Origin of the sequence: Bacillus sp. FSL R7-0166 (assembly GCF_038008935.1) — a bacterium.
In the GTDB taxonomy this organism is placed as follows: Bacteria; Bacillota; Bacilli; order Bacillales; family Bacillaceae; genus Bacillus; species Bacillus altitudinis.
This window is the reverse complement of the sequence record NZ_JBBPAC010000001.1, coordinates 549698-571720: the sequence shown is the minus strand read 5'-3', so window position 1 is coordinate 571720 and position 22023 is coordinate 549698. Positions and strand designations below refer to the sequence as shown.

General features: G+C 40.4%; 29 protein-coding genes. 11 read left to right on the top strand and 18 right to left on the bottom strand.

Translation table 11 applies throughout. The features are described from left to right. Nucleotides 1-26 precede the first annotated feature (26 nt). On the bottom strand, nucleotides 27-689 hold the full coding sequence (locus NST01_RS02870) for an O-methyltransferase (RefSeq protein ID WP_008346684.1): 663 nt from the start codon (nucleotides 687-689) through the stop codon (nucleotides 27-29). Between the two features lie 149 nt (nucleotides 690-838). Beyond that, a complete protein-coding gene (locus NST01_RS02865) occupies nucleotides 839-1024 on the bottom strand; it encodes a CsbD family protein (protein WP_041092893.1) in 186 nt (61 codons plus the stop codon). A gap of 127 nt (nucleotides 1025-1151) precedes the next feature. Between NST01_RS02865 and NST01_RS02860 the strand changes: the two genes are divergently transcribed. After that, nucleotides 1152-1703, top strand: a complete 552-nt coding sequence (locus tag NST01_RS02860; protein WP_326115394.1) for a GNAT family N-acetyltransferase — start codon at nucleotides 1152-1154, stop codon at nucleotides 1701-1703. 4 nt (nucleotides 1704-1707) lie between these two features. On the opposite strand, the gene NST01_RS02855 is transcribed toward NST01_RS02860, so the two are convergent. After that, the gene (locus tag NST01_RS02855; protein ID WP_113747448.1) at nucleotides 1708-2295 is read right to left on the bottom strand and encodes a LysE family transporter; all 588 of its coding nucleotides are present in this window, start codon (nucleotides 2293-2295) and stop codon (nucleotides 1708-1710) included. 112 nt (nucleotides 2296-2407) lie between these two features. Between NST01_RS02855 and NST01_RS02850 the strand changes: the two genes are divergently transcribed. Continuing rightward, nucleotides 2408-2962: a helix-turn-helix domain-containing protein gene (locus NST01_RS02850; protein ID WP_081114936.1), complete on the top strand. Its 555-nt coding sequence runs from the start codon at nucleotides 2408-2410 to the stop codon at nucleotides 2960-2962. 43 nt (nucleotides 2963-3005) lie between these two features. Here NST01_RS02850 and NST01_RS02845 read toward each other — a convergent pair whose 3' ends face one another. The 6 genes from NST01_RS02845 to NST01_RS02820 all read right to left on the bottom strand — a co-directional run bounded on the left by NST01_RS02845 (nucleotide 3006) and on the right by NST01_RS02820 (nucleotide 7079). Then, the gene (locus NST01_RS02845; RefSeq protein WP_008346693.1) at nucleotides 3006-3299 is read right to left on the bottom strand and encodes a hypothetical protein; all 294 of its coding nucleotides are present in this window, start codon (nucleotides 3297-3299) and stop codon (nucleotides 3006-3008) included. A gap of 349 nt (nucleotides 3300-3648) precedes the next feature. Continuing rightward, nucleotides 3649-4701, bottom strand: a complete 1053-nt coding sequence (locus NST01_RS02840) for an LLM class flavin-dependent oxidoreductase (RefSeq protein WP_024719164.1) — start codon at nucleotides 4699-4701, stop codon at nucleotides 3649-3651. 17 nt (nucleotides 4702-4718) lie between these two features. Beyond that, the gene (locus NST01_RS02835) at nucleotides 4719-5342 is read right to left on the bottom strand and encodes a nitroreductase family protein (RefSeq protein ID WP_008346699.1); all 624 of its coding nucleotides are present in this window, start codon (nucleotides 5340-5342) and stop codon (nucleotides 4719-4721) included. Further along, nucleotides 5326-5799, bottom strand: a complete 474-nt coding sequence (locus tag NST01_RS02830; protein ID WP_017358433.1) for a MarR family winged helix-turn-helix transcriptional regulator — start codon at nucleotides 5797-5799, stop codon at nucleotides 5326-5328. The genes NST01_RS02835 and NST01_RS02830 overlap by 17 nt, the downstream gene beginning before the upstream one ends. Before the next feature lie 109 nt (nucleotides 5800-5908). Then, the gene (locus tag NST01_RS02825) at nucleotides 5909-6412 is read right to left on the bottom strand and encodes a dihydrofolate reductase family protein (RefSeq protein WP_046344935.1); all 504 of its coding nucleotides are present in this window, start codon (nucleotides 6410-6412) and stop codon (nucleotides 5909-5911) included. A gap of 115 nt (nucleotides 6413-6527) precedes the next feature. Continuing rightward, the gene (locus tag NST01_RS02820; protein WP_035704289.1) at nucleotides 6528-7079 is read right to left on the bottom strand and encodes a TetR/AcrR family transcriptional regulator; all 552 of its coding nucleotides are present in this window, start codon (nucleotides 7077-7079) and stop codon (nucleotides 6528-6530) included. A gap of 150 nt (nucleotides 7080-7229) precedes the next feature. Here NST01_RS02820 and NST01_RS02815 point away from each other — a divergent pair, with 150 nt between their 5' ends. The 3 genes from NST01_RS02815 (at nucleotide 7230) to NST01_RS02805 (ending at nucleotide 8838) form a co-directional block, all read left to right on the top strand. Continuing rightward, a complete protein-coding gene (locus NST01_RS02815; RefSeq protein ID WP_048001231.1) occupies nucleotides 7230-7853 on the top strand; it encodes a GNAT family N-acetyltransferase in 624 nt (207 codons plus the stop codon). Nucleotides 7854-7921: 68 nt separating this feature from the next. After that, nucleotides 7922-8317 (top strand): VOC family protein, encoded by a 396-nt coding sequence (locus tag NST01_RS02810; protein ID WP_008346708.1) that lies wholly within the window; start codon nucleotides 7922-7924, stop codon nucleotides 8315-8317. Next, nucleotides 8314-8838, top strand: coding sequence for a GNAT family N-acetyltransferase (locus NST01_RS02805; protein ID WP_008346711.1), 525 nt, complete (start codon nucleotides 8314-8316; stop codon nucleotides 8836-8838). Before NST01_RS02810 ends, NST01_RS02805 begins: the two co-directional genes overlap by 4 nt. A 12-nt stretch (nucleotides 8839-8850) precedes the next feature. Here NST01_RS02805 and NST01_RS02800 read toward each other — a convergent pair whose 3' ends face one another. Further along, nucleotides 8851-9120: a YesK-like family protein gene (locus tag NST01_RS02800; protein WP_017366688.1), complete on the bottom strand. Its 270-nt coding sequence runs from the start codon at nucleotides 9118-9120 to the stop codon at nucleotides 8851-8853. A 51-nt stretch (nucleotides 9121-9171) separates the two neighbouring features. Between NST01_RS02800 and NST01_RS02795 the strand changes: the two genes are divergently transcribed. Continuing rightward, entirely contained in the window at nucleotides 9172-9645 is a 474-nt protein-coding gene (locus NST01_RS02795; RefSeq protein ID WP_008346715.1) for a GNAT family N-acetyltransferase, read from the top strand. Here the strand turns inward: NST01_RS02795 and NST01_RS02790 are convergent. Continuing rightward, complete coding sequence (locus NST01_RS02790) at nucleotides 9637-10425, bottom strand: GNAT family N-acetyltransferase (protein ID WP_326115501.1); 789 nt, start codon at nucleotides 10423-10425, stop codon at nucleotides 9637-9639. The two genes, NST01_RS02795 and NST01_RS02790, sit on opposite strands and share 9 nt — an antisense overlap. A gap of 161 nt (nucleotides 10426-10586) precedes the next feature. Here NST01_RS02790 and NST01_RS02785 point away from each other — a divergent pair, with 161 nt between their 5' ends. Beyond that, entirely contained in the window at nucleotides 10587-11027 is a 441-nt protein-coding gene (locus tag NST01_RS02785; protein ID WP_326115399.1) for a LytTR family DNA-binding domain-containing protein, read from the top strand. After that, nucleotides 11024-11440 (top strand): hypothetical protein, encoded by a 417-nt coding sequence (locus tag NST01_RS02780; protein ID WP_035390341.1) that lies wholly within the window; start codon nucleotides 11024-11026, stop codon nucleotides 11438-11440. Before NST01_RS02785 ends, NST01_RS02780 begins: the two co-directional genes overlap by 4 nt. A 60-nt stretch (nucleotides 11441-11500) precedes the next feature. Here NST01_RS02780 and NST01_RS02775 read toward each other — a convergent pair whose 3' ends face one another. The 6 genes from NST01_RS02775 to NST01_RS02750 all read right to left on the bottom strand — a co-directional run bounded on the left by NST01_RS02775 (nucleotide 11501) and on the right by NST01_RS02750 (nucleotide 18777). Further along, nucleotides 11501-12151, bottom strand: a complete 651-nt coding sequence (locus tag NST01_RS02775) for a response regulator (protein WP_017358441.1) — start codon at nucleotides 12149-12151, stop codon at nucleotides 11501-11503. Between the two features lie 6 nt (nucleotides 12152-12157). After that, on the bottom strand, nucleotides 12158-13342 hold the full coding sequence (locus NST01_RS02770; protein ID WP_241215642.1) for a sensor histidine kinase: 1185 nt from the start codon (nucleotides 13340-13342) through the stop codon (nucleotides 12158-12160). Nucleotides 13343-13444: 102 nt separating this feature from the next. Further along, on the bottom strand, nucleotides 13445-15622 hold the full coding sequence (locus tag NST01_RS02765) for an MMPL family transporter (RefSeq protein ID WP_341041446.1): 2178 nt from the start codon (nucleotides 15620-15622) through the stop codon (nucleotides 13445-13447). 149 nt (nucleotides 15623-15771) lie between these two features. Then, nucleotides 15772-16803, bottom strand: coding sequence for an acyltransferase family protein (locus NST01_RS02760; RefSeq protein WP_341041444.1), 1032 nt, complete (start codon nucleotides 16801-16803; stop codon nucleotides 15772-15774). A gap of 140 nt (nucleotides 16804-16943) precedes the next feature. Beyond that, entirely contained in the window at nucleotides 16944-18140 is a 1197-nt protein-coding gene (locus NST01_RS02755; protein ID WP_341041442.1) for an MFS transporter, read from the bottom strand. A gap of 31 nt (nucleotides 18141-18171) precedes the next feature. Then, the gene (locus tag NST01_RS02750; protein WP_017358446.1) at nucleotides 18172-18777 is read right to left on the bottom strand and encodes a TetR/AcrR family transcriptional regulator; all 606 of its coding nucleotides are present in this window, start codon (nucleotides 18775-18777) and stop codon (nucleotides 18172-18174) included. A 138-nt stretch (nucleotides 18778-18915) separates the two neighbouring features. Between NST01_RS02750 and NST01_RS02745 the strand changes: the two genes are divergently transcribed. The 3 genes from NST01_RS02745 (at nucleotide 18916) to NST01_RS02735 (ending at nucleotide 20607) form a co-directional block, all read left to right on the top strand. Then, nucleotides 18916-19101 carry a hypothetical protein gene (locus NST01_RS02745; protein WP_081114932.1) on the top strand — a complete coding sequence of 62 codons (186 nt, stop codon included), beginning with the start codon at nucleotides 18916-18918 and terminating at the stop codon, nucleotides 19099-19101. 103 nt (nucleotides 19102-19204) lie between these two features. Next, a complete protein-coding gene (locus tag NST01_RS02740) occupies nucleotides 19205-19657 on the top strand; it encodes a MarR family winged helix-turn-helix transcriptional regulator (RefSeq protein ID WP_007496431.1) in 453 nt (150 codons plus the stop codon). Nucleotides 19658-19713: 56 nt separating this feature from the next. After that, on the top strand, nucleotides 19714-20607 hold the full coding sequence (locus NST01_RS02735; protein ID WP_056703435.1) for an alpha/beta fold hydrolase: 894 nt from the start codon (nucleotides 19714-19716) through the stop codon (nucleotides 20605-20607). Between the two features lie 35 nt (nucleotides 20608-20642). On the opposite strand, the gene NST01_RS02730 is transcribed toward NST01_RS02735, so the two are convergent. Next, on the bottom strand, nucleotides 20643-21791 hold the full coding sequence (locus tag NST01_RS02730) for a type II asparaginase (protein WP_268390934.1): 1149 nt from the start codon (nucleotides 21789-21791) through the stop codon (nucleotides 20643-20645). Between the last annotated feature and the right edge of the window lie 232 nt (nucleotides 21792-22023).

Here is a 22023-nt window from a genome sequence, read left to right as displayed (position 1 = left end):
TTAACCGGATGCGGTTAAGCTTTTTTTCATTTTACGATACCGTATACAAAGCCGTCATAGCCTTTTTCGCCAACAGTTTGAATAGCGGTTGCCTCAATTCTCGACTCTTGTTTGAGTAAATCGAAGAATTCACGAGTTCCCTTCACTCGCTCATCTTGATCAGAGGCATGAAGAACTGCTCCATTTCTGACCACATTGTCTGCAATAATGACTGTTCCCTTTTTTGAGAAGTGTAACGCCCACTTCAAATATTGCGGGTTGTTTGGTTTGTCTGCATCAATGAAAATCAAATCGAACGGGAGCGTATCCTGCTCTTTTAACTGAGATAAAGTATCTAACGCTTTTCCTTGTAAAATGGTGACACGTTCTGCTAGGCCTGCTCTGTCTATGTTTTGCTGTGCTGTTTCTGCATGATGACTGACAGCCTCTAATGTCATGAGTTCTCCATCCGCTTCAAGTGCACGGGCAAGCCAAATGGTACTATAACCGCCAAGTGTACCGATTTCTAAAATGCGCTTTGCACCCTTGGTTTTTGCTAACAAATAAAGCAGTTTTCCTTGGGCCGGCGACACATCTATTTCTGGTAATCCGGCTTGCTTATTCTTGATAAGAGTTTGCTCCAATACGTCATCTTTAGCCATCAATTTGTCTTTGATATACTCGTCAACTTTCCCCCATACTTGCTCCAAGTCATCCATCTCCCTTGTTCATGTCTTCTATTTAAAGTCTACATGACGGAAGCGAGAATTTATAATCAATTCTTTTCACACACCTATTCATTTTATTGATGAAAGGAATGTGATGATGGATACATGGGGCGAGTGTAAGTATACGCAAACTACTGATTCAGCTTATTTTTCACCTCACCTTTTTTATCTTGAAGCTTTCCTTTTACTTGATCTTTCTTTCCTTCTGCTTTCAGGTTTTCATGATCTGTCGCTTCGCCAAGTTTTTCTTTCACTTGACCTTTGACTTGATTTGTTTTTCCTTTCGCTTTATCCATATGTCCATTTTGTTCACTCATTTTGTTCCACCTCCACGTTTGATACTGTTTATTTATCCTTTTTGCACATGACAAAACATCTGAGTGTGCTGTGTGCGCGTTTCAGGTATGATAGACATAATGGAATGAAAGGTTGGTGGTCTGTTCAATGATCATTTCTGAAAGTATGTTCACTGTACGTGGTGTGACCTATCGTATTCGCTCTGCTGCATCAGCAGATGCCAAACAGTTATCAGCTCTCAGACTGAAAATCGATGGCGAAACCGAATATTTAGATCGTGAACCGGGTGAAGCTTTTATTGATGAGAAAGGGTTCGAGACGTTGATTCAAGAGGATTCCAAGGAATGCCGTCATCTCTTTTTAGTTGCAGATATTGAAGGAGACATTGTCGGTTTTTCAAGATGCGAAGGGCATTCTCTTAAGCGCTCTGCTCACAAAGTAATGTTTGGCGTCGCCGTACAGAAGGCCGCTTGGGGCTATCACATCGGGAAAGAACTTTTAGCTGCATCGATCGACTGGGCAGATCAGCAAGGCATTCAAAAGATGTCACTTCAAGTAATGGAAACCAATCAAAAAGCCATTCGTTTATATGAACACTATGGCTTTGAGATTGAAGGCTTGTTAAAAAAAGATAAACGGCTGGCGGACGGCATGTATTATGATACGGTTGTGATGGGCAGGCAGCGGCCAGTCTCCTGACCGCTTACATGACATAACTCCAGATCATCGAAATCGCACTATACATAAGCAGCAGCCCCATGACGAACTGGAACGGCCGCTGATAAAGAGTCAAAAAACGCTTGAATACAGAGCCAAATAAACTCCAGCTAAATGTGCCTAAAAAACCAATGATGGCGAGAATCAACGTCAACAACATGTATTGCATATTGGACTGTCCATACGGCAGAACAAAAGTGGAAATGACGGTTAACCCATACAAGATGGCTTTCGGATTAATAAATTGCAGCAGCATCCCTGGGATAAAATGATTATAGCGGTCTAGCGTTTCGTCATCTCCGCCTTTACTTTTCATGATTTTGACAGCTAAATAGATCATGTAACCGGCTCCGATGAAAGCCATAACCCAGCCGATTTTCGGCATGACTTGATAAAGAATCATATTGAAAAAACCGCTCAAACATAAAATGACCAAAAATCCGATCCCAACCCCTAAACAAAATCGAAATGTTTGCTTGACCCCATATTTATTCGTAAAGACCATCGCCATGATATTATTCGGCCCAGGGGTGAAGCTGGTAACAAAAGCATAAATCAACATGGAAACAATCAAATCGTTACCTCCTTTTCATACGTTATTTAGACTAAAAAGTCTTTATTGCGTATATTACGTTTCATTGTACTATTCGGTCGTTATAAAGTAAATAAAAGAAAGGAGTTTTTTGATGGAGGATGTACAATCAATTATTGCTAGAAATGTCAAACTGCTAAGAGAGCAAAAGAAATTAAGCCTAGAAAAGATGGCTGAGGTAACAAGTGTGAGTAAAACGATGATTGGGCAAATCGAAAGAGGAGAATCCACACCGACCATCACCACTCTGTGGAAAATCGCCAATGGGTTGAAGGTGTCTTTTAGTGAACTCATATACGCACCGCAGCCTGAGATTAAGTTTGTGCGAAAAGAAGACGGACAAGTTTTAACCGAGGACGAGGGAAGGTATCGGGTATATACGACGTTCCCATTTGATGACCTGAGAAAATTTGAAGTCTATCAGGTAGAAATTGATCCTCATGGGTCGTTAAGTACGGAAGAACATATCGGCGGTACAGAGGAATTGATTACCGTATTTGAGGGAGCACTTGATTTATCAATCGGTGATGAGCAATACACATTACAAGCTGGCGACTCGATTCGGTTTAAAGCTGACCGTGCCCATGAGTATAAACAATCAGGAGAACAGATGGTACGGATGCAAATGATTCTTTATTATCCCCATTAAAAAAAGCTGACAGGCTTGTCCACCTGTCAGCTTTACATTTTATTTAATTAAATCCTGGATCGCGTACAACCGTTCCAGTAAAGGTAACTCTATATTTTCCTAAACCTAACTCTTCAATTGACGATTGATAGAGAATACCGACCCATCCATCCTTTGCATATGTAATACTTGATGGGATGTTTGACGTCGTATATGTTCTCGTTTCCGAGACGGTTCGACTTGCTTGTACCGTAACTTCACTGTTTACTTTCCCCTTCGCTTCTACCGGGACAGCGGTGACACCCGCACCCGTTAAAACAATTGCTCCAACCAAAACAGAAGTTATGACCTTTTTCATACAAAAATCCCTCCCTTTTTTTGTTGAACATATTAACCATACCATAATTTAGAACTTTCGTAAGTTATTTTTTCATTTTTTTGAAAATTATGATATGATTGTCTTATGCTGGATAGAGGGTGTTACATACTTCTATGCTTTTATCCTCACCTCGTTCTAGTGAAGCAATTGATAACGGAGGTGATTTCATGAAAAAATGGCTTATCTGTTTTCAACTTGTTTTCCTCTTCACCTTGACGGCCACACCATTTGCTTCTGCTGCTTCATGCCCTACAGTGAAACCATGTGTTATTGATCCTTAAGCATAAGAAAAAGTCGATCAAGCCTATTCACTTGATCGACTTTTTTGTTATGCTTGTTCAGCTTCCCAGCGGGCAACCTCTTCTCTTACTTTAGGAGCCACTTCTTTTCCAAATAACTCAATAGCTTTCAGCACTTGATCATGCGGCATCGAACCGACCGGTACGTGCAGCATGAAGCGCGTAATGCCTACATTTTTTCGCAGATGTATCACTTTCTCTGCCACGGCATCTGGATCTCCTACATACAATGCACCTTCTAATGTTCTTGCTGCATCGAATGTAGAACGGGTATAAGGTCCCCAGCCTCGTTCTCTTGCTAATGTATTCATGACATGCTGTGTAGAAGGGAAGAATTGATCTGCTGCCAATTCTGTTTCCTCCGCAACAAATCCATGTGAATGGGATGCCACCGTTAATTTCTCAGGGTCATGTCCAGCGTGAATCGCAGCTTGCTTGTAGAGCTGCACGAGCGGTGCGAACTGTCTAGGGCTGCCGCCAATAATGGCAAGGACAAGTGGTAATCCTAATAATCCAGCACGTACGACAGATTCTCTGTTTCCTCCACTGCCAATCCAGATCGGAAGCGGATCTTGAACAGGTCTTGGGTATACGCCGACATCCTGAATGGAAGGACGATGCTTACCGCTCCATGTCACACGCTCTGACTGCTGTAATTTCAATAGTAAATCTAGTTTTTCTTCAAATAATTCTTCATAATCATCTAAGTCATAGCCAAAAAGCGGGAACGATTCAATAAATGATCCACGGCCAGCCATGATCTCTGCACGCCCGTTAGAAAGGCCATCTAATGTCGCAAAATCTTGAAACACACGAACAGGATCTGCCGATGAAAGAACAGTTACGGCACTTGTCAGACGAATATTCTTTGTTTGCGTTGCCGCAGCTGCTAATACGACTGCTGGATTTGATGCGGCGAAATCTTCACGATGATGCTCTCCTACACCAAAAACGTCGAGACCCACTTGATCTGCTAAAATAATTTCTTCTACTACTTCACGAATGCGCTGTGCGTGGCTGACTGTTTTTCCTGTTTGAAAATCAGGTGTTGTTTCTACAAATGTACTAATTCCTAGTTCCATGAATGGAACCCCCTATCTTATAAATATGTCACAAATTCAGAGACCGGCTTGCGGTAGCCTCTCGCTTGTCTGCTCTCTACTTTTTCTTTTCCAAGTGTAATCATTAATACAGGAACCAAATCTGATTCGATGTTTAACACCTTTTTCATTGCTTCGGGGTCAAAGCCGATCATTGGGCAAGTATCCCATCCCTTGTTTTTGGCGGCAAGCATAAATAGCATGGCAGATAATGAAGCATTTCGAATCGCCTCTTCTTTCTGAAAGTCTGATCCTCTCTGCACATAAAAACTCATCGTCTCTCTGACCATTTCCTCATATTGTTGCGCATTTAAGATGCCGAGCATTTTTAGGCCTTCATAAATGTTTCCTGCTTGCTCATAAGCTTTCGGATCGCCGAGCACAATGATCGCTGCTGAAGCGGAATGCACCTTATATTGTCCAAATGCAGCATCTCTTACTTGCTCTTTAAGCGCTTCTGATTGGACGACGACATATTGCGTATGCTGTAAATTAAAGGCTGAAGGTGCCAGCTTCACTTCTTCAAAGATACTATTAAGCTCTTCTCTCGAAATCGAGATATTTGGCAAAAAATTTGATGCTGATCGTCTTTCACGTACCAATGTATCAAAGCTGCGTGTCATCTTGTTTCCCCTTTTCGTGAAGTTGTTTTGCACCTAAACCGATTTTTTTCAACCATTCGATGAGCTGCTCTTTTTCCTCTGTTTCGATAAAGGACAGATTTTGTGAAATGACATCTGTATGTTTTGGGAAAATATCGTCAAATAGCTGCTTCCCTTTATCTGTCAGTAATACATGGAATACACGTTTATCAGAAGGTGCACATTGTCTTTTGACTAATTCTTGTTTTTCTAATTTGTTGACCACATAGGTGATGCTCCCACTTGGAATGGATAAAATCTCACTAATTTTTTGAACGGGATGCGGTCCCTTACTATACAGTAATTCAAGAATTTGAAAGTTTTCAAATCCGATATCATAACGTTCAATGTCTTTTTGGATGTTTGCAAAAAGGGCATGATAGGCTTTCATCCACACTCGGAAAAGCCTTAAGTCTAATTCCTGTTCTTGCTGCACCATGGCAACTACTCCTTTTTCAATAAATCCTAAAACTAGGATAAATTTATCCTAACACTAGGATATTTTCTTGTCAACGTGTTTGTTTGATTAAAAAAAAGACCCCTGTGAATTAGTGGTCTTCTTTTAACACAAAATGCATTTCAGCAATTTGTTTGTATTGATTCACTTGTTGTAATGAAAATCTAGATTCCTGTTCAGTTGGAGGGAAAAGAGGGATTCCTTTTCCAATCATGACAGGTGCGATTTGGAGATACAGCTCATCGACTAATTTTTCTTTTAATAATGCTTGAAGCAGTTCCCCGCCTCCTACTATCCAGATATGCTGGCCTTTTTCATTTTTTAAATTTTTGATAAACGAGAGAACATCTTCACGAACGATGTGGGTTCCTGTATGACTGTCTTGTAAAGTGCGAGAAACGATATAACACGTCTTGTCTTCATAAGGAAACTCATCAGGTGAAAGTTTGAGAACCTGTTCGTATGTGTTCCGTCCCATGATCAGCGTATCGACTGTTGCATAAAATTCCTCATATCTCGTATCCTCTTCGCCCTCTGTGCCTATGAGCCAATCTAAACGGTGATCATCCCTTGCTAAATATCCATCAATGCTCATTGCCCCATAAAATAGTAATTTCCTTTTCAATCTCACCACTCCCCGCCTCAAATAAGAACGTATATTCCCATTTTAACAGAATGAATAGAAAAATGATATATGATCAATTCGTTTCTTACGATTCCTGTTCTACCTTCATAAGAAGCTTGTACAAGATGTGCGCAAGCTGCCCCGCTTCGACTGTCATCCCTTCATGAATCCATTCCTCCAGTACACCAACAACACCAGACACAACAAATGAAGCCTCAATCTGTTCACGTTCCGTAATCTGACGCTGATCAAGTTGCCACTCTTTCATGATTTTTTCTTTAAAAAACGCTTTAAATTGATTCGTCGTTGGGCTATTCGGTTTGACAAATAACGTCATCATGAATTGTTTTTCTTTTAAATACTCAGTTGTTTTGTTTAAAAAGGACAGCATATCAAGCGGGTCCTGGCTTGGAAACGATTCATCGTATAGTCCGCCAAGCTGATTAAATAGTTCCTTCTCAAGCTGTTCATGCAAATCAAATACATCTTGGTAGTGCAAATAAAAGGTCCCTCTTCCTAAATCCGCTCTTCTAGATAGCTCTGATACTGTAATTTGTTGAACATCTTTTTCCTTTAAAAGCTCAAGAAAGCTTTCCCGTATCGCCTTTTTGGTTTTGATTGTTCGTCTGTCCTTCATCAAACACCCTCCATTTTTGAACAATCTGGCTATACCTGTCTATTTATGAACAAGAGATCATTCATTGCCGATGTTCGGTTTATTTTCCTCTTATTATAATGGACACATGTTCAATAATCTATATCTGTTCAAAAAAAGGAGGACCATCATATGTTTCAATTCAGACTTGCTAGAGAGGATGAACTGCCTCAAGTGGCAGCGTTGTTAGATGATTCATTTCAGAACTATTCATTTTTTGATTTATTATGCGAAAAGGTGACCAATCGTTCTGCTTTCGCCCGTCAGTTGCATTTGATCAATACAAAGGTATATTTTCAGCATCAAATCTGTTTGGTCGGGGTTGAGAACGAGAAAATTGTGTCTGCCGCCCTGTTAAAACATCCCCGTCTTCCTGAACCAGGACTCATGGATTATGTGTTATCTGGTGGGTTAAAGCTACTCTTTACTGGTGGCATATCGGCGATTCAGCATGTGTTCCGTATGTTAAAGGAGGCAAAAAAAGCGTGTTCTTCCTTAAAGAAACCTTACTGGTATTTAGAAGCTCTTGTCGTTGCAAAAGACCAACAAGGAAAAAAACTTGGAAGCCGTATGCTAAAGCAATGTCTTTTCCCCTTTATCGCCCGGCAAGGCGGCGGACTGTTCACACTGATTACACACAACGAGGCCAATCGTCATTTCTATCGAAAAAATGGGTGGACGGAGTTTGATGAGAGAGTACTGCACGGAGAAAACATGTCCCTAGAAAGCTGGAGTTATAAAACCGTGATCAAATAAGGTATCTTCTTCAAGGGATGATATAATAGAAGCAGTTCAAACAATGATCATACTTGGAGGAGAGACTGATGATACGACGACTTGATCATATCGTGTTGACTGTACAACATATGGAGGAAACCATTCGCTTTTATACAAACGTATTAGGAATGAAGGAAGAAACTTTTGGAGAAGGCCGTAAAGCCCTTCGTTTTGGCTTACAAAAGATCAACCTTCATGAAGCGGGTCATGAATTTGAACCAAAAGCTGCTCATCCCCAGCCTGGATCTGCTGACTTGTGTTTTATCACCGATTTAGATATAGACAGTTTATTGCTTCATCTTCGAAAGCAGGTTGTTCCAATTGAAGAAGGTCCGGTCAGACGTTCTGGTGCATTAGGTCCGATTGAATCCATTTATATCCGTGATCCTGATATGAACTTAATTGAAATCTCCCGATATATAGAGGAGGCTGATCCATCATGACTCGATTATTTTTGAGACCGATTGAAGAAAAAGATTATCCTGGTATTCATAGAGGATGCCAGCATGCAGAAACACTTTATATGACTGGCACACGCAAAACGTTCACACTAGAAGAAATTCGTTCAGCCTATACCCGTTTTCTGCAGGATGACAGTAGACGAGACTTTGCTATTTGTCTGCTAGACACGAAAGAAATGATCGGGGATGCGGCGATTGTGGATATTGATCCGATAAACCATACGGCAAGTTTCCGCATTGCGCTACATGGTCCAGAGCATTTTCACAAAGGATATGGCACTGAGGCTGTTCGGATGGTTCAAACATTTGCCTTTGAGACGTTAGAACTCAATCGGCTTGAGCTTGAAGTTTTTTCCCATAACCCACGAGCCTTTCGAAGCTATGAGAAAGCCGGATTTCAATATGAAGGAAAAAGACGTCAAGCGCTCTATTTCAACGGTGCTTATTCGGATGTCATCATGATGGGCATCCTTCGTGAGGAATACGATAGAATCAAATCATAAAGATGTCCCAGCCTACGAAGGGTCATCTTTTTTTAACAAATGAAGCCCTGTAACGATGATCAAACAAATGATAGAAGAGAGAACGATAGAGACGCTTGATATGCTGAGCGCCATCCCTTCCCATCTGCCAATGAAGAAACTGCCGATCAATAAGAGCAATCCAAACATAGTGATACATATCGGGACAATCAGCCTGGCATGGCGATGCCTACGTCTTTTTCCTGCCCACCACGAGAGACAGAGCACAATGACAGTAAAAATAGCGGTTTGCAGCCAGAACATATCGCATCCACTCCTTTTCTTTTTTATCCTATGACAACGGAGGTTTTTACAATGAATATTAGACCGATTCAAAAGCAGGACAATCCTTTTATCGCGGCCATTATCCGCCAGTCATTAGAATCAGCGAATCTTGCGATTGAAGGTACAGCCTACACAGACCCACACCTTGATCAGCTTTTCGAATACTATCAATCATTGACTCATGCAGCCTATTGGATTGCCGAAGAACATGGTGAAATTGTTGGTGGCGTTGGCATTGCCCCTTTCACAGATGGCATTTGTGAGCTACAAAAGCTTTATTTAAGCCCAAAAGCACAAGGCAAAGGTGCGGGCAAGAAACTGATGGATACGGCCCTCCAATATGCTGCTACATACTACGATGCTTGTTATTTAGAAACCCGCAGTGAATTAACAGCTGCTACTGGCCTTTATCAACGGTATGACTTTTCTCTTCTTCCTGCACCGATTGAAGGCTCAGAGCATTCTGCCATGGATGCTTGGTATCTCAAAACCTTTTCAGCGTGAGGCATAAAATAAGCGATACGTCTTTGTCCACTGAAAACCTAGCTTCTCTGCCAATTTGGCCGAGGTTGCATGATGGACATCGCAATCCCAATGCGGTGTCTTCCCTTTTTCAACACAGATGCTGATCATTTGCTGAGCTGCTAACAAAGCCAACCCTTTTCCACGGCAGGCTTCATCTGTCCAAATATCGATCTCCACACGTTTTTCACTTGAAAAAATAGAGATACATTCACTGACCACGTCTTCACCGTTTAAGATGGCAACTCCGACGCCATTAGATAAAAAGTGATCTACTCCTCCCCAATATGCTTCATAATAGCTGGATGGGAATACTTTGCTTGCGGCAATGACTTGTTCATTCGTGCGTTTAATCATTTCGTCTTGATCAGGCACAATCAGATCAGGAGAGGTCAAATCATAAGAATACGCATGTCTTTGCATTTCATTCAGTTGGGAAACGAAGCATTTTTTCATCATCTCATCTGATGCAGGATTTGCTGAAAACAAAGTGAACCGTCTGTTCTCTCTTTTCTGCTTTTTATAAACATCCACAATGAACGTTGAACATAATGAGAGTGCTGCTTCTGTCTTGCCTGCGACATAATAAATGCCGGTTGTTGTCCCTGCAAAATAGACACACGGGTGATCTCGGTGATCCACATATAAATCTCCTTGTATCACCCCATCGAGTATCGCATCTACGAACACTGGATAGGCAGGATCAATCCGCCGAATTTCCTCTTTTACCGCTCCTGTCCTTTGTTGATCTACAAGATACAACATCATTCCTCCATTCACGAACGAGTATCTTTTCATTATAAAGGAAAGCCGCAGACACGCGGTGAATCTTTGCAACAAAAAGAATTCTTCTGCATAAAAGTAACATTCCATCGCATTCGCTTTCATCTATTGCTATGCTCATTGTAAGAGGAGGTTTATGAATGAAATTTCGTTTTTTCTGGAATCAAGAAAAGGATGTGACGGAAGTAGACGTCATCAGCCATCCACATAATCAAGAACGTTTACAAAAAATTGTATCAATGCTGGAGACTAGTACATCTCTAACGGTCAAAGATCCAAAAAATGATCGGCAGTCTCTTTTACCATTAGAACAAATTGAAGCGATCTCTGCGCTTGGACATCTGTCAAAGGTGATCACGACTCAGGGAACGACGTATTTTCTCAGTAAACGGCTGAAGGATCTGAAGTCGTTAGAGCGTGAACATTTCTATCGTATCAACAATGCAGTCATTCTCAATTTAGCGCAAGTCGACAGCTTTGTCGCTGGTACGTACGCTCGCTTAGAGGTCGAAACCATCTCGAAAAACAGCTACACCGTCAGTCGTCATTACGCCAAATATATAAAGGAGCGATTCAAATGATCAAGGAACTAAAACATCAATTTATGCAAACAGCTTTTGTCTCTATCGTATGGCTGACACTCATCCTGTCCATCACTCAATGGTCATCCTCTATCCCTTTTCATTACGTGTGGCACATCATTGCCATCGGTACTTTGGCAGGCATCGTCTTTGGGGTCATGTATCCTTTACTATGGAACTACTTTACCTTTCCAGCACCCATCAACATTCTCATCTCCACTGTCGTCAATTTAGGGTTTCAAGTAGGAGCCGTCGCTTTATATTCGACTACACTGCTCGAATGGATCATGCCTTATTTTATCGGTATAGCCTTTCTCACATTAGTAGGCCATATCATCGCCTTTCTATTTTACAAAAAGCAACAAAATCAAAAACTGGCGCAGGCACTGAATCACCTGAAGCCGCAGCCTTAAAAAAAAGAGACCTTATTTGAAAGGTCTCTTGTCTATTATTCTGCTGCTAACTCATTCTCTCTAAAAATGAATCACCCCTAATTCCACTGCTGCTTTAATTGCCTCCGCTCTTGAAGTGACCTCCAGCTTTTGATAAATATTTGTTAAATGAGCTTTGACAGTTCTCTCGGAAATCCCCATATCAAATGCAATTTCCTTACTTCGATATCCTCTAGCCACTGCTTGCAAGACAAGCATCTCTTTTTCAGTCAGCATGTTTATTTCTTTTTTCAAATGGGTCGGAGTCACTTGATGCTCTGTTGATTCAAATACTTTAGCAGCGACGTTTGCTTGAAGAAGAATATCCCCTCTGATAGCTGCTTCAATTGTATAAAATAAATTTTCTCTGCTGGCATCCTTTAAAAGATAGCCCTTTGCTCCAAGTTGCAGCCCTTCAATCATTAATTTCTCTTCGTTATAGGTAGTGAGAATCAGGACCGGTACTTTTAATTGAAGAGACTGCATCTCTTTTAACATCTCAAGCCCACTCATGTTAGGCATGTTGAGGTCAAGTAATACAAGGTCTGGAGCCTTCTCTTTCAAGATATCTAAACCCTTTGCTCCATCTTCTGCTTCACCAACAACATCAAATCGTTGATCTGTCTCAAGAATTAATTTTAATCCTTCTCTAACAACAAAATGATCATCGACAATCACAATTTGATAAGACATTATTTTTTACTCCTTTTTCAAAGGTATGGTTACCGTCACTTGTGTACCTTCATTTTTTTCGCTTTTCAAGTGTAGCTGTGCATCAAGCAGTCGGGCACGTTCTGACATACCAATTAGACCGTAATGCCCGGAAGTGGATTCTTGTTTTTTCTCATCAAAACCCACTCCATTGTCTGTGATTTGCAAGGAGATGTGATCATCTTGTTGCTTCATCATCAATTCGACCTTACTTGCTTTGGCATGCTTGGCAATATTCGTCAAACATTCACTGACAATGTATACAGTATGTTCGATGAGGAAAGGGGACACTTGATAAGAGACAGCCACTTTTGTATGAACTGGAATATTCGTCGCCGTCATAAACCGATTCACTTCATCTTTCACAGAATCAGCTAAGTCATATTGATCCTGGCTGTATGTTCGAAGGTCGTCAATGACCAATCTCGCCTCACCTAATGTCGTCCGCGCATGGCTCATTGAACCTTTAATAATGCTTTGAGCACGCTCAACATTCTGATTCTCTAAATGGGCATGGACCGCTTCTAGCTGCATAATAATACCTGCCAGCCCTTGTGCAAGGGTATCATGTAAATCTCTCGCCATTCTTTGACGCTCATTTGCAAGTGTCAGCTCTTCCACTTGTTGATGTGCCAATTCAAGTTCCTTTAAAAATGTTTGTGTACGAATTCTAGCTTTGACTTGTCTAAAAAATAAAATGGAGTATGCGATGACTACAATCAGAATCAAAAACAAAATAGGAATGTATACGGTCAAATCATCTGTATCATTGACCAAAATAAGGGCAAGAAAAAAAAGAACATAAAAACTAAGACCTGTCAAAATCACCTTCAATGTATGATAATATACCCCAATACTTTGCGCTATTAGTACCGGTAACAGACCAATTAAGATCACAGGGGAAGCCGCCTGCATGACTGAAACACAAAGTAGAATCACTATTCCTTGAATCAGAAAATATACCCATGGATTCTGCTGAAACCAGTAAAATGACCACCAATGCAGAATCAGATGTATAGCAATAAGTGCAGAAAAAAACAGGCCAGAAAGTGCTAATGGGGTGGTTATAAACTGAAATATCATTGCTGCAATATAAACAAGAATGACCCATAATAAGGTTGGAATTCGCGAATAGATCATTTCATTAAAAGGGTCTACCCGTCGTTTCGCCATAAATATCACCATCCGAGCCTCATATTCACTCAAAAAATACCGCCCACCCTTTATCGAGGTAATGGCGGTATCATCAATCATACCATGTAAGACTATCAGTGACTAAATCACCTTCTCTTCTTTCTCATCCTTCTGAGAAATAGACTCACCTTCAATGTCTATACGTGGAAGCCAGCTTTCAAACCATTTGGGTAAGTACCAAGCAGCTCGTTCGATCAGCATCATACACGCTGGGATAAAAGTCATTCTTATGACAAATGCATCAAACAGAACACCGAATGCCAACGTTAACCCCATTGTTTTGATAATCAAGTCATCTGCAAAGATAAAACTAGCAAAGACGAGGATCATGATTAAGCCTGCGGCAGTCACTACTCTTCCACTATGCTTCAAACCTGATACAACGGACTTTTTCGCATCACCTGATAGAAGGAAATCTTCTCTCATTCGACTGACTAAAAAGACCTCATAATCCATTGCAAGACCAAATAATATTCCTGTCACTAGTACAGGCATAAAGTTTAACAATGGGCCATTTGCTGGTATTCCAAACAATGGCGCAAGGTGTCCATCCTGTAAAACAAAGACTGAAAAACCTAGTGTAGCGGTCAATGTCATAAGGAATCCTAAAACCGCTTTTAATGGAACAAGGAATGACCTAAACACAAGAATCATCAAAATCAAAGCAAATCCAATAATGACTCCTGCAAATTTCGGTAACGCTTCACTGAGTCTATCTGAAATATCTATATTAACTGCCGTAGACCCAGTAACAAGTAATTTCGTATCATACTTTGCAGCAGTCTGACTAGATTCATTTCGTATATCTTTGACTAATTGCTTTGTCGCCTTATCTTCTGGACCGCTTTTCGGTAAGATGGTCAGCATGGCGTACTTACCCGATGGATTAGGAACAGGCGGTGCCATTTGTTTGATGCCATCCATCTTCTCTAATACTGTTGTTGTTTTCTCAATAGATTTCATTGCGTTATTTGCATGGGAGGCATCAATGATAACAACCAGTGGCCCATTAAACCCTTTACCAAACCCTTCTGCTAACAGGTCATAGCCCTTACGTTCAGTTGTTTCCTTCCCCTTCATGCCGTTATCAGGAAGACCCAACTCCATATGAAGTGCTGGCCAACTGAGTAGACCAGTCAATACAATGACACCTAGGATGATCTTACCTGGATACTTCTTGATAAACCTTCCCCAAGCTGTGGCTTCTTCTTTTTGTTGAGATTGTAATTTAGAGAACAATTTATTCTTTCTTGAAGGGCTTACTTTATCACCAAGAATCCCTAGTATGGCAGGAACAATTGTGAGAGACACAAGCATAACTGATAGTACCATGAATGCAGCTACAAGACCCATAACGCCTAAAAATGGTATACCGACTAATACAAGTCCGCATAGTGCAATTACGACGGTAACACCTGCAAACAATACAGCGCTGCCTGCTGTAGCAACAGCTCTAGCAGCTGCTTCTTTCAATTCGTAACCCTCTGCTAATAACTGTCGATAACGAGAAATAATAAATAATGCATAATCAATTCCTACTGCAAGTCCAATCATCACAGCTAATGTAAGACTAAATGCAGACATCTCAACAAAATTTGAGGTAATTAATATGACCATCACGCCGATTATTAACCCAATGACAGCCGTCAAGATCGGTAGTCCTGCAATCAATAGTGAAGCGAAGGTAAAAGCTAAAATAAAGAAGGCCATGACAATACCTATGACTTCCGAAATCCCGCCCACCTCAATTTCTGAGAATGTGACGGAGCCGCCTAATTCTGTTTGGATGCCAGCTTTTCTTGAAATCTTAATACTATCTAATACTTTCTCTTTTGAGGATGTTTTTACCTCATCCGCCTTTACCCGGTATGTAATATCCGCATACCCTATTTTCTTATCCTTACTAATAGCAAATGTCTGATATAAATCCGTCACTTGCTTGACTGCTTTATCCTTTTTGACTTCTTTGATCGTTTCGTTCAATTTGTTTCTTACTTTTTTTGTTTCTAATGTTTCACCCTTAGGTGCTTTAAAGATCAGACGAATCGTCCCGCCATCATCACCTGCTGGGAACTTTTTCTCCAAGAGATCCATTGCCTTTTCTGACTTTGTTCCTGGAATCGACATATCGCCATTAAATGAAACACCTGTCCCTATTGTTGCCGCCACAACAGCTACTAAAACAAGTAACCAACCGATAATCATCCGTTTCGGCTTAGAAAAAGCACTTTTTCCTAAATGATATAAAAATTTTGCCATTCACTTACTCCTTTTTCTTCAACTTCGTGAACTTCATCTTTTTATTCTAAGCAATGAGATGGTCGATTGAAATTGTACTTTCGGGCAAGAAGCATTGTACTTTTAGGCAACAAAAAAAGGGCATCTTCTTAAGATACCCTTTAAAACGTTTATGAAGCGACTGTTTTTCGCCTCGTTCTGTTGATTTTACCGACAAACATATAGCCATATTTATAATGATTTGCTATCCGTGACAATAGGATAGGTCCAGCAATTGCAAGTGCTGATATGATGATTGTCCCTACAAAGAATGGATAATCTTTTAATTGTCCCCATAGTAACACAGAGATACCTAGAAAATACCCGTGAAGCAAATAGATGGTGAATGAATATTGACTAATGACAGCTACGAAAGGTGGAACGCTTTTCACTTTAGAAAACAAGAGAAAACATAAGAAGACAATACTGACTGTATAAAGAACAACGTCTGGTCTCTTAGAAGAAGACTCGAAAAAGCCTACATATGAATTACTTAGAAGGGTCGCTGCTGAAATCAAAACAAGTCCATACACGGCATACTTAAAACGATGAAGTCTTGTGATAAACTGCTGATAATTCGCTCCACAATAATAGGCTAAACAAAAATAGAACAACCACCCTGGAAATGGAATCCATTCTAAGCCGAACATTGGATTAGGTAATTGAGGTTGTGGGATTTTGACGAGGTTCATGACACTTAAATAACCAACTGTGATGATAAAAGAGATCGGCAATACCCATTTGGCTGAGGTACGCTTAGCCATTTTGTGAAAAAACATGTGCAAAAAGTAAAATTGAAAAATAATCAGAACAAAATAACCAATATAATTTCCCAATAAGACATTTGCTGAAGCTCTTTTAAAAAATTCAGCTGCCCCTCCATTTAACGATGCCGAATGCAAAAAACCATCGACAATCCCAATAAAAGCAAATGGGAAAAAGATGGCTTTCACCCTCTTCCACATAAATCCTTTAGGGGTACCATTCGGATAAGCATGAGCCAATAAAAACTCAGAAATGAAAATAAAACTCGGGGTACTGAACATGAGTAATGCTACAAGAATAGATGATGAATGGGGGCTAGATAAAATGGCTATTGCATGAATGAGCACAACACTCAAACACGAGATACACCGAATATAAAAAATCTCTTTAATTTGCATTGAACATCCTCCTCCTGCATTTTGGTAAAACATGTATTAGATTAACATGTATAACACCTTATCAACAGGGACCTTGTGATTATTTTTCAATCATCTATCCAAAAGGAACAAAAAAAAGAGCCCTAGTTAGAGCCCTTTATCTAATCAGATTCAACCGTCGCCTTCCCCTTCCAAATAAGGGTTAAGCCCAATCCAAGAAATAAGACAACACCTGCAAACAGGAATGGGAAATGAATATTTTGATCGAATAAAATGCCGCCAAGTGCCGGACCAAAAATCGTACCAAGGCTTGTGTAGGTAGAGTTCATCCCTGCGACAAATCCTTGCTGATTGCCAGCGATTTTTGATAAGAAGGTCGTGAGTGCAGGGCGCAATAAATCGAACGCAAGGAAAATCACACACGTCACGATCAGCACAACCATAAAGCCTGACACGACTGTAGAAACAAAAGCGAGAACTGCTCCAACAATCAAGCATAGTTGAATAACTCGTTTCTCCCCAAGCGCATTCACCATTTTACCAAACACGAGGACTTGGATGATGACGGCTACAATTGAACTGACGGTAATGATAATCGCAATATCCTTCGGACCAAATCCAAACTTGTGATTTGTAAACAAGCTAAAGACCGTTTCATATGCAGATAGTCCAAACGCCAGCACAAAGACAATGATGAAGGCGATGAGATAGCTTGGATGAATCGATTTTTTCAAGTCTTTAAAGAAGGTCGAATCCTTCACTTGATCCATTTGTTTCTCTCGCTCTTCTTTTGTTAATGGTTCCTTCAGCATAAACATAGATGAAATCACAGCAATAAATGCAATCCCTGCTGCAAAGAAAAACGGCAGGCGAACGCCATATTCTGCAATAAATCCGCCAATTCCCGGGCCGATGATAAATCCGGTACTAATAGCAGCGGATACATACCCCATTGCCTTGGATCTTTCTTGAACAGTCGTGATATCGGCGACATAAGCGGTGACAGCCGGCATAATAAATGCCGCACTAATACCACCTAGAAGCCTTGCAACATACAGGACGTACACGTGTGTTCCAAGACCAAAAACGAGTTCTGATAACGCGAATAGAAACAGCCCAGACACAATCATAATCTTTCTTCCGTAGCGGTCTACCCATCTCCCTGCAATAGGTGATGCGATGAGCTGGGCAACGGCAAACGCCGCCACAAGGTATCCCATCGTACTCCCTGTTAGATGCATGACATTCATGAATAGCGGCATGACAGGAATAATGAGACCAATGCCTAAAAACGCAATAAATATATTACTTAATAAAATCACGAGTACTGCTTTTTGCTCACGAATCGGTTTTTGCATGATGTTTGTTTCCCCTTTACTGACTCACTTGTTACTCATGATGGTTGATTCCGTGAATAAACAATGAGATCGCCTCTTTTTGTAATTCCTTTTTCTGCTGCATCGTGTCATTTTTATATAACACGTCTAATCCATAGAATACAGAAAGTAATATTTTCACTTTTGATTCAACATGCTGAATCGACCAGCTGCCATCTTCGTTTCCTTCAAGCAGGATGTCTCTCATCACATCATCAAAGTCTACATCAATCTTGTTCAGCCGCTCCATGACTTCATCTGATGTAAATGCACTGGCACAGAATTCTTCACTTGCTCTCATTAAAGGATAGTTAATCCCCATTTGACTAAGCAGCTCTGCAAACCCTGCGAGCTTATCAATGGCCCGGTGCAGCGTTTGTTTCTCTTCATGCCATGTCTCCATCATGAATCGATGATCCTCTTCCATAATATGAAGGAACAAAAACTCTTTTCCTTTAAAATGATGATAAAGGTTGCCTTTACTAATCTCAGCCGCCTCTAGAATATCTCGCACGGATGTTTCGGAATATCCTTTTTTCGCAAATAAATCACGTGAAGCGGTGACAATTTTCTGCTTCGTCTTTTCACTTTTTCCAGCCCCGCTCTGTGCACTTGTCATCTATGAACAATCCCTTCTACCTTACTTTTCATTGCATAGATAAATCAAAACCGACCAGTTGGTTTATTTTTTTATTATAAATGGAGATCGCCCATAATACAATGAAAAAGGCATCGACTTCCTAAGGAGTGAATCTAAATGAAAACAAACAAAATGATCATTTATGCCATCACCAAAAAGGACGTATACTTATTTTTCTTTTATGACCTATTCATTGCCACCTTAGCCTACTACCTGTTCAAAATCAAACCAACTATGTTGTATGAATGCTTAGGGATAACAGGAAGTATTCTTTGTCCATTGTTGATGAGAAAGTGGAGATAGAGGTCATTTTCTCATCAAGTCTATCCCTATTTTATTTAATTTTTCTTAACATTTAACTTCACTTAAATATTAAGATCGCATATAATATAGGAGAAAAGAGGTGATGTCATTGGATGAGGATATCATTCATTACAGCAAAAAAATCATTGAGTACTCAAACGCACTAGGTTCTATCTATGTAGAAGAGTATCAACGATTCTTAAAAAATGAGTATGCAGATTTAACAAGCAAACAAGAACTGACACTTGAATTGCTGCGGTCGAAGACGAGAACAATCAATGAACTGGCTGATTATTTCTCCATTTCATCTAGTGCCGCTAGCCAGCTCATATCAAAGCTTGAACAGCTTGGATATGTGAAAAGAGAGATTAATCCACATAACCGTAGAGAAATCATTGTTGATTTTGCTCAAAAGGGCCATGACTATCATAAAGATATTGAAAAAATTCAGCTGCATCTTATTCAAAAATACTATGCCCAGCTTTCAAAAGAAGATCTAAAAACATTATTATCGCTTTACGAAAAAATCTATCAAATTGCGAAAGAAACGCCTTAACCCGGCGTTTCATGCATGAATATGTAAGTTAGATAAACGATGAAAGGGATGATCAAATGGACAGGATTCATTTGCAAGATGGACGTCATATTGGTTTGTCTCAATACGGTGATCTTGAAGGATTCCCAGTATTCTTTTTTCATGGGACACCTGGATCGAGAGTGATGTTTTTAGATGATGATCCAATCTCAAAAGAGCTTGGCATTCGTCTCATTTCTTTAGACAGACCTGGTTTTGGTTTATCTGATCCGCAACCGAACCGCACTATTTTAGACTGGGCAAAAGACGTACAGGAAGTGGCCGATCATCTTGACATCTCCCATTTTTCAGTGATTGGTGTCTCTGGAGGCGGGGCATTCGCTGCTGGTTGTGCCTATCAATTGCCAGACCGCATTCTTTCAGCTGCTCTCGTCTCAAGTACCACCCCATTTCAGGATGGTAAACCGCCTAAAAGTATGCTAAAGGAGAACAAGATTGCCTTTTTCCTCAGTAAAAGAATGCCTTGGCTCTTAAAGGCAAGCTATCGCGCTCAGAAAAAACTCATTGAAAAGAAACCAGAGAAATTCAAGAAACTAACGAAAAAAGGGAACAAACATTTACATCCATCGGATCGGCAATTTCTTCAAACCGATGAGCAACTGGAGCTGATGATGCGGCATTTATACGAAGCTACTCGTCAATCGGTTGATGAATGTATTCATGAACCAGATTTACTCTCACGGTCATGGAAATTCGATATGAAAGATATACAAATCCCTGTGGATGTCTGGCATGGAAAAGAGGATCAGATGGCCCCTTTTGAAGAGATAGAAAGCATTGCTCCCAACATTCCAAACGCCAAAACGCACTATATCGAGCAAGCAGGACATTTTCTGACTGATATAGATGATGTTTGGAGAGACATTTTACTCTCTTTAAAAAAACGGGCTGAAGATCAGGTACACATATAAAAAAAGACCCAATGATACGTCGGGTCTTCTTCTTTTTAATACTGCTCGTAATAGGATTGAATTTTATCTGGATCTTTTGTTTTCGTCAGAGCCAGCATGAGTAAAATGCGTGCTTTTTGTGGATTTAATGAATCCGATGAGACAAAATGATGTTCATCATCCATTTTTTCATGTGTGACAATGCCATTTCCTGCACGGCTTGACCTCACGATCACCACGTCTTTCTTCACTGCATCTGTTGCCCCATTGATCGCTTCTGTTGACATCGTTCCATTTCCTGCGGCGGCAACGACAATGCCTTCCGCTCCTTCTTTAACCGCAGCATCATACACATACTTTTGATCATTTTGATAGCCGTATAAGATATCCACTTGCGGCAGCTCTTTTAGCTTGGAAATATCGAATTCACTGTCAGCTGTATGTTTTCTTGTCGGTTCGTTATAGAAAGAGACAACTTCACCCGCCACTTCTCCAATGTACCCTTGCTCAAGAGACTTGAACGAATCGGTTGTGGTGGTATTTGTCTTCGTAATAAAACGAGCAGAGGCAATTCGGTCATTTAATGTCACCATTACACCTTTGCCTTTGGCTTCTTTTGTCGAAGCAATTTTCACTGCATGATACAGGTTAAGCGGGCCATCCGCACTAATGGCAGATGCCGGCCTCATTGAACCCACAACCACCACTGGCTTATCACTTTTTACAACCAAATGTAAAAAATAGGCCGTTTCTTCTAATGTATCTGTACCATGTGTCACCACAATGCCATCCACTTGATCATCATTTAAAAGCTGATTGACTCGTTTCGCTAATTTTAAAAGCAGAGCGTTATCCACATTTTCACTGCCGACGTTCGCTACTTGCTCACCCGTGACATTTGCAATATCCTTCAGCTGTGGTACGGAAGCAATGACTTTATCGATTCCAAGTGCACCAGATTTATATCCAGTCGTATCTGTATTGCTGTCTGAACTACCGGCAATCGTTCCGCCTGTTGCCAGCACCTTAATATTGGATAAAGATTTATTCCCTGTCTCAACAGCCGTGTTTTTTTCTTTTGTTTCACTGGTAGTGCTTTCTTGATTACTTTGATTATTCTCTTGAGTGCTATCGTTCGCACAAGCTGCGGTCACCAATAGTGAAACAGTAAGAAGGGCAGCACCAAACCATTTTGTTACGTTCATAAGATCATCTCTTTTCTTAAATGTGATGAATAATTATCTGTCTATAGGGTTTACTTTATACCATTCCTTCATTCATCAGCATGAGGTGAAAGTCACAGAACCAAATAAAGGAAAAAGGACACTATTATCAAAATTTATTTATATCTTAATACCTAAATTGACTTCAGAAATTGTTCTCGACCCATTTATGATAAAATATAGGAAATCTTACAAAAAAGGAGTACATACAGTG

Excerpts from the sequence above, each read along its gene's own strand:
- NST01_RS02865 (WP_041092893.1), bottom strand. The coding sequence starts at position 1,024 with ATGAGTGAACAAAATGGACATATGGATAAAGCGAAAGGAAAAACAAAT.
- NST01_RS02860 (WP_326115394.1), top strand. The coding sequence starts at position 1,152 with ATGATCATTTCTGAAAGTATGTTCACTGTACGTGGTGTGACCTATCGT.
- NST01_RS02850 (WP_081114936.1), top strand. The coding sequence starts at position 2,408 with ATGGAGGATGTACAATCAATTATTGCTAGAAATGTCAAACTGCTAAGA.
- NST01_RS02845 (WP_008346693.1), bottom strand. The coding sequence starts at position 3,299 with ATGAAAAAGGTCATAACTTCTGTTTTGGTTGGAGCAATTGTTTTAACG.
- NST01_RS02840 (WP_024719164.1), bottom strand. The coding sequence starts at position 4,701 with ATGGAACTAGGAATTAGTACATTTGTAGAAACAACACCTGATTTTCAA.
- NST01_RS02835 (WP_008346699.1), bottom strand. The coding sequence starts at position 5,342 with ATGACACGCAGCTTTGATACATTGGTACGTGAAAGACGATCAGCATCA.
- NST01_RS02830 (WP_017358433.1), bottom strand. The coding sequence starts at position 5,799 with ATGGTGCAGCAAGAACAGGAATTAGACTTAAGGCTTTTCCGAGTGTGG.
- NST01_RS02825 (WP_046344935.1), bottom strand. The coding sequence starts at position 6,412 with ATGAGCATTGATGGATATTTAGCAAGGGATGATCACCGTTTAGATTGG.
- NST01_RS02820 (WP_035704289.1), bottom strand. The coding sequence starts at position 7,079 with ATGAAGGACAGACGAACAATCAAAACCAAAAAGGCGATACGGGAAAGC.
- NST01_RS02815 (WP_048001231.1), top strand. The coding sequence starts at position 7,230 with ATGTTTCAATTCAGACTTGCTAGAGAGGATGAACTGCCTCAAGTGGCA.
- NST01_RS02810 (WP_008346708.1), top strand. The coding sequence starts at position 7,922 with ATGATACGACGACTTGATCATATCGTGTTGACTGTACAACATATGGAG.
- NST01_RS02805 (WP_008346711.1), top strand. The coding sequence starts at position 8,314 with ATGACTCGATTATTTTTGAGACCGATTGAAGAAAAAGATTATCCTGGT.
- NST01_RS02800 (WP_017366688.1), bottom strand. The coding sequence starts at position 9,120 with ATGTTCTGGCTGCAAACCGCTATTTTTACTGTCATTGTGCTCTGTCTC.
- NST01_RS02795 (WP_008346715.1), top strand. The coding sequence starts at position 9,172 with ATGAATATTAGACCGATTCAAAAGCAGGACAATCCTTTTATCGCGGCC.
- NST01_RS02785 (WP_326115399.1), top strand. The coding sequence starts at position 10,587 with ATGAAATTTCGTTTTTTCTGGAATCAAGAAAAGGATGTGACGGAAGTA.
- NST01_RS02780 (WP_035390341.1), top strand. The coding sequence starts at position 11,024 with ATGATCAAGGAACTAAAACATCAATTTATGCAAACAGCTTTTGTCTCT.
- NST01_RS02775 (WP_017358441.1), bottom strand. The coding sequence starts at position 12,151 with ATGTCTTATCAAATTGTGATTGTCGATGATCATTTTGTTGTTAGAGAA.
- NST01_RS02770 (WP_241215642.1), bottom strand. The coding sequence starts at position 13,342 with ATGGCGAAACGACGGGTAGACCCTTTTAATGAAATGATCTATTCGCGA.
- NST01_RS02765 (WP_341041446.1), bottom strand. The coding sequence starts at position 15,622 with ATGGCAAAATTTTTATATCATTTAGGAAAAAGTGCTTTTTCTAAGCCG.
- NST01_RS02760 (WP_341041444.1), bottom strand. The coding sequence starts at position 16,803 with ATGCAAATTAAAGAGATTTTTTATATTCGGTGTATCTCGTGTTTGAGT.
- NST01_RS02755 (WP_341041442.1), bottom strand. The coding sequence starts at position 18,140 with ATGCAAAAACCGATTCGTGAGCAAAAAGCAGTACTCGTGATTTTATTA.
- NST01_RS02750 (WP_017358446.1), bottom strand. The coding sequence starts at position 18,777 with ATGACAAGTGCACAGAGCGGGGCTGGAAAAAGTGAAAAGACGAAGCAG.
- NST01_RS02745 (WP_081114932.1), top strand. The coding sequence starts at position 18,916 with ATGAAAACAAACAAAATGATCATTTATGCCATCACCAAAAAGGACGTA.
- NST01_RS02740 (WP_007496431.1), top strand. The coding sequence starts at position 19,205 with ATGTCATTGGATGAGGATATCATTCATTACAGCAAAAAAATCATTGAG.
- NST01_RS02735 (WP_056703435.1), top strand. The coding sequence starts at position 19,714 with ATGGACAGGATTCATTTGCAAGATGGACGTCATATTGGTTTGTCTCAA.
- NST01_RS02730 (WP_268390934.1), bottom strand. The coding sequence starts at position 21,791 with ATGAACGTAACAAAATGGTTTGGTGCTGCCCTTCTTACTGTTTCACTA.